7 protein-coding genes are annotated in these 4,780 nt (G+C 65.8%); 5 read left to right on the top strand and 2 right to left on the bottom strand.

The features are described 5' to 3' along the window. On the top strand, positions 1–219 hold a 219-nt coding region (locus ACRCSW_RS21455), incomplete at its 5' end, for a LysR substrate-binding domain-containing protein (RefSeq protein WP_438707688.1). Here ACRCSW_RS21455 and ACRCSW_RS21460 read toward each other — a convergent pair. Continuing rightward, complete coding sequence (locus tag ACRCSW_RS21460; protein WP_438707689.1) at positions 216–1,283, bottom strand: DMP19 family protein; 1,068 nt, start codon at positions 1,281–1,283, stop codon at positions 216–218. The two genes, ACRCSW_RS21455 and ACRCSW_RS21460, sit on opposite strands and share 4 nt — an antisense overlap. A 129-nt stretch (positions 1,284–1,412) precedes the next feature. Here ACRCSW_RS21460 and purE point away from each other — a divergent pair, with 129 nt between their 5' ends. Both purE and ACRCSW_RS21470 read left to right on the top strand, forming a co-directional pair. Then, positions 1,413–1,892 carry a 5-(carboxyamino)imidazole ribonucleotide mutase gene (purE, locus tag ACRCSW_RS21465; RefSeq protein WP_438707690.1) on the top strand — a complete coding sequence of 160 codons (480 nt, stop codon included), beginning with the start codon at positions 1,413–1,415 and terminating at the stop codon, positions 1,890–1,892. After that, on the top strand, positions 1,885–2,952 hold the full coding sequence (locus ACRCSW_RS21470) for a 5-(carboxyamino)imidazole ribonucleotide synthase (RefSeq protein WP_438707691.1): 1,068 nt from the start codon (positions 1,885–1,887) through the stop codon (positions 2,950–2,952). Before purE ends, ACRCSW_RS21470 begins: the two co-directional genes overlap by 8 nt. A 173-nt stretch (positions 2,953–3,125) precedes the next feature. Here the strand turns inward: ACRCSW_RS21470 and ACRCSW_RS21475 are convergent, their stop codons facing one another. Then, complete coding sequence (locus ACRCSW_RS21475) at positions 3,126–3,818, bottom strand: esterase/lipase family protein (RefSeq protein ID WP_438707692.1); 693 nt, start codon at positions 3,816–3,818, stop codon at positions 3,126–3,128. A gap of 140 nt (positions 3,819–3,958) precedes the next feature. Between ACRCSW_RS21475 and ACRCSW_RS21480 the strand changes: the two genes are divergently transcribed. Continuing rightward, entirely contained in the window at positions 3,959–4,414 is a 456-nt protein-coding gene (locus ACRCSW_RS21480) for an NUDIX domain-containing protein (protein ID WP_438707693.1), read from the top strand. Beyond that, a partial coding sequence (locus tag ACRCSW_RS21485; RefSeq protein ID WP_438707694.1) for a GreA/GreB family elongation factor occupies positions 4,411–4,780 on the top strand: 370 nt, incomplete at its 3' end. The genes ACRCSW_RS21480 and ACRCSW_RS21485, both read left to right, overlap by 4 nt.

Raw genomic sequence — 4,780 nt, forward strand, 5'->3', positions numbered from 1 at the left:
GCCGACCTCGGCGTCGCCCTCCTGCCGAACTACCTGACCGACCCGATGATCCGCGCCGCCCGCCTGACCCGCCTCCTGACACCATGGGAGGTCACCGCCACGACCTTCGACACCGGCGCCTGGCTGGTCTATCCCAGCCGAAGCTTCCTCCCCGCCAAGACCCGCGCGATGATCGATTTTCTGGGAGCACAGGTCCCCCGCCTCCCCGCCTTGGCCTAGCGCGGCATCAGGCCCGCCTCCTCCACAAGTCGCAGCAACGCAGCGTAGACGTGCCCGTCGTAGGCCCAGACGTTTAGCGCCCGTAGCGCACCCGTCTCGGCCTGGGTGAAGCTCAGCATTATGTCACGTCTCGCCTCGATGTCGCGCGGGTAGGGTTCAGGAAAAATTGCTATACCCTGCCGAATCCCCGCCGCGTGGTCGGGCAGTCCGATCCGATCCAGAACCTCAGCGATCTGCGGCGCCATGCCGCCAGTCGAGTTGAAGAAGTAGTCGTACATGCTGCTATTGTCGCTGTCAGTCAGAAAGAAATCCAAAAGCAGTATGTCCGCCTGCGGCCTGGGCATCGCGGCAAAGGCACGATCCAGCTCCTCCGGCGTCCTCCATGAAGCGGGAAGGCACTCGATCCTCAGCAAGTGGCTCAAATAGATCAGGCGGGTCTCCGGGTCGGTCTTCATACGTTGTGCCTCATAAGCTGCGACCACCGCCACATCGTTGGCAATCAGCGCCTCGGTTTTCGCCCTGATCTGGGGAGCGGCCAGCTTCAACGACTCCTGAGCTCGGTTAATCGCCTCTCCGATCTCGCCGGGCGGTGGCCAGCCCGCTGACCCGAGGCCCCTGGAGCGAGCGACAGGACCAGCATCCCAATCCGGAAAGACCGCCATGGGGGTTCGCAGCAGTGCTGCCTCGGCTTTCAGTCCTTGGCGCTCAAGCGCTTCAGCCATCCGCAGCATTGCAGCCGATTCTTGACTGAAAGTCAGGGTGGATAGCGGCGCCAAATGATCCAGTACGTCGCTCAGGACAATAAGATAGGGCAGATCAGCCAGCGCGGCGGGCAATTCGGCGCTGCGCTTTTCAAGAGCGGCAAGGTAGGCGGGCCAATGGTGCGCCGGATCAGCTAGGTCTGACATCTCCAAATCGGAGTTCAAGATCGCGCTGGACGCATACTCGCGCGCTTCCATATCCAGTACCCATGCCAGCGGATAATCCACCTCCGCACCCGGCTCGCAGGGTCCGGCTTCAGCCATGCCCGCCGCCGCCATCACCACCACAAGCCTGGCCCACATCCCAAACCTCTCCTGAAAACCCGTCTCCATAATCCCCGCTTTATACCTCCCAACAAGTACGAACCCCAGACCTGCTTGCCCCGACCGGCCCCGTGGCTATAGTGCGCGTCTCGCAAAAAGGGGCACTTCATGGCCATAGAGGTCGGGATCATCATGGGTAGCCAGTCCGACTGGCCCACGATGCGCGCAGCGGCGGAAATGCTGGACGAACTTGGCATCCCATACGAGACCAAGATCGTCTCCGCCCACCGCACCCCAGACCGGCTTTGGGACTACGGCAAGACCGCCGTCGAACGCGGCCTCAAGGTGATCATCGCGGGGGCCGGTGGGGCCGCGCATCTGCCTGGCATGATGGCCTCGAAGACCCGGGTCCCGGTGATCGGCGTCCCGGTCCAGACCAAGGCGCTGGCCGGGGTCGACTCGCTGTATTCCATCCTGCAGATGCCGAAAGGTTACCCCGTGGCCACCATGGCGATCGGCGGGGCCGCGAATGCGGGCCTAATGGCCGCTGGCATCCTTGCCCTGAATGACGCCGCCCTCGCCGGGCGCCTCGACACCTGGCGTGAGGCTCTTTCGGCAAGCATCCCCGAGGAGCCGAAGGATGACTGACGCGCTCCCGCAAGGCGCTGTCATCGGCATCCTGGGCGGCGGCCAGCTTGGCCGGATGCTCTCGGTCGCCGCCAGCCGCCTTGGCTATCGCTGCCACATCTACGAGCCCGGCGCCGCCCCCGCTGGCGACGTGGCCTTCAAGGTCACCACCGCACCCTACGAGGACCAAGCCGCCCTCCAGGCCTTTGCGGCTTCGGTCGACGTCATCACCTACGAATTCGAGAACGTCCCGACCTCGGCCCTCGACCTGCTGGAGTCGCTGAAACCCATCCGCCCGAACCGCAAGGCGCTGGCCATCAGCCAGGACAGGATCAGCGAAAAGTCCTTCCTGAACGACCTTGGCCTTCAGACCGCCCCCTGGGCTGAGGTAAACTCCGAAGCCGACCTCCGCACCGCCGCGGCAGAGCTCGGCCTGCCGGCGATCCTGAAGACCACGCGCCTTGGCTATGACGGCAAGGGGCAGGTCAAGCTGACCTCCGACGCCGATATCCCCGCCGCCTGGGCCGCCATGAACGGCGCCCCATCGGTCCTGGAAGGCTTCGTCGCCTTCGACCGCGAGGTCAGCGTCATCGCCGCCCGCGGCCTTGACGGCTCGGTCGCGGCCTATGACCCCGGCGAGAATGTCCACGTTGGGGGCATCCTCCGCACCACCACCGTCCCCGCGCGCCTCACGGCCGCCCAACGCAGCGACGCCGTCCTCCTCGCCGCCCGCATCCTGAACGCGCTGGACTATGTCGGGGTGATGGGGGTGGAGCTTTTCGTCACCCCGCAAGGGTTGCTCGTCAACGAAATCGCCCCCCGCGTCCACAACTCCGGCCACTGGACGCAACAAGGCTGCGCCGTCGACCAGTTCGAACAGCACATCCGCGCCGTGGCGGGCCTGCCTTTGGGCGATGGTGGCCGCTATGCCGACGTAGTGATGGAAAACCTCATCGGCGACGATGTGCTACGCGTGCCAGAGCTTCTGAAGGCTCGCGACACCGCCGTCCACCTTTACGGCAAGGGGAGCCCGCGTCCGGGCCGCAAGATGGGTCATGTCAATCGGGTGGTCCGGGGCTGACTTCGCCTCCTCGTTCGACTTCGTCTCCTCCTCGGGACGCCCGCGAGGAGTGCATGAAATGCATCGACGAGCAGTTCCCCGAAAAGTTAAGACTTCCTGAACGCTCAATTCCAACTATTTGATTTAAAAATATAAAATCAGATGGGCACCGTGCCCACCATGAGCCTAGGCTCCTAGGCGCGCTCGAACCGCCCCGTCCGCAGGAACTGCAGGGTCTGCCGGATAACCGTCGGGTTGACCATCATCCAGGTATGGCTCACCGGCAGCACCAGATGGTCCGCCATCCCCTCCAGCCGGGTCGAGGCGACCGTCACCTTCCCGTCATCCGGCCCCGGCAGAAGCTGGCTGAACCAGGGCGAGACCGACCGCGTCCCCGCAATGATCCCCAACGGATAGTCCGCCGCAGGCAACCGGTTCGGCCAGCTCTCCGGCCCCGTCCCCAGCGTCATCCCCGCCGGACCGTTGACCAGCTCGAACGCCTTCCAGTCGCCGAAATGGTCCACAAGTTCCGACCCATGGTTCGGCGGGGCCAGCATCACCACCCGCCCCAGCCCCGGCGGATGCCCCCGCGCCAGCCAGTCCCTGACCAGAATGCCGCCCATCGAATGGGTCACGAAATGCGTCCGTCCCGCGAAGGGGGCCGCATAGGCCGCCGCGACCTCACCGACCAGCACCTCTGGCGCAGCGGTTGTCGATGGATAGGCGGCATGGCTGACCGCATACCCCGCCGCCCGAAGCGCCAGCCCTATCGCCGCCAGCGACCGCGAGGACCGCGCAAGCCCGTGTACCAGGATCACCCGCTCAAGCGGTGCGCCGCCAGAGGCAGCATCGGGCGGTGAGGCAAAGGGCAGGCGCAAGCGGATCATGCGCCAATCATCGCCGGGCTTGGGCTGGTTGGAAAGGGCAGGCAGGCCTTACCTGACGTCACGCCTACGGCCTCCTCCGCCGCGCCGCCCGGCCCCGCAAGACTGGACAAAACCGCCCGACCTGCGCAAGCCTTTCGCCCATGGCCAAGCACAAGCCCCGCCTTGCCGTCCGCGCTCTGATCCTGCAGGGGGACCGGCTCCTGCTGGTCAACGCCTACCCCGGAGCACGGCTTGGCCTCTGGTGCGCGCCCGGGGGAGGTTGCGAGGCCGGCTACTCGCTGCCCGAAAACCTTGTCCGCGAGGTGCATGAGGAAACGGGGCTGGCCGTCACGGTCGACGAGCCCTCCCTGATCAACGAGTTCCACGACCCCGACACTGGCTTCCACCAGGTCGATCTCTACTTCCGCTGCACTATAGCGGCGGGCACGCTTGACCCAACCTGGATTGATCCCGAGGGCGTCGTCACCGACCGCCGCTTCTTTTCTCGCGGCGAACTGGAAAGCGGCACCATCCGCTTCAAGCCCGATAGCTTGCCGCTTGCTGCCTGGGGTACCCAGATCGCCCACTACGACCCGCTGGAGGTCATCCTGAAATGAGCCGCGCTTTCGTCAACGAAGACGCGGGCAGCGACCGCCCCGATTTGCCCGAGAGGCCCGTCCCGCCGGGGCCGAATATCGTCACCCCCCGCGGGCTCGCATCGCTTCAGGCGCAGCTGGCGGCGGCTCAGACCCGGCTTGCCGGGCTGAAGACACGCCCCGACCGTCTCGACAAGCTGCCCGAGGCCGCCGCCGAACGCGACATCCGTTGGCTGGAGGCCCGCCTCAAGGCCGCCGTCGTCATCGACCCCGCCTCTCATGACCTGACCGCGGTCGCCTTTGGTCTCGCGGTGACCGTGGCTGACGAAACCGGCCTACAGACCACCTATGAAATCGTGGGCGAGGATGAGGCCGACGCCACCCGCC

This window comes from Tabrizicola sp. (genome assembly GCF_051645465.1).
Lineage (GTDB): Bacteria > Pseudomonadota > Alphaproteobacteria > Rhodobacterales > Rhodobacteraceae > Tabrizicola.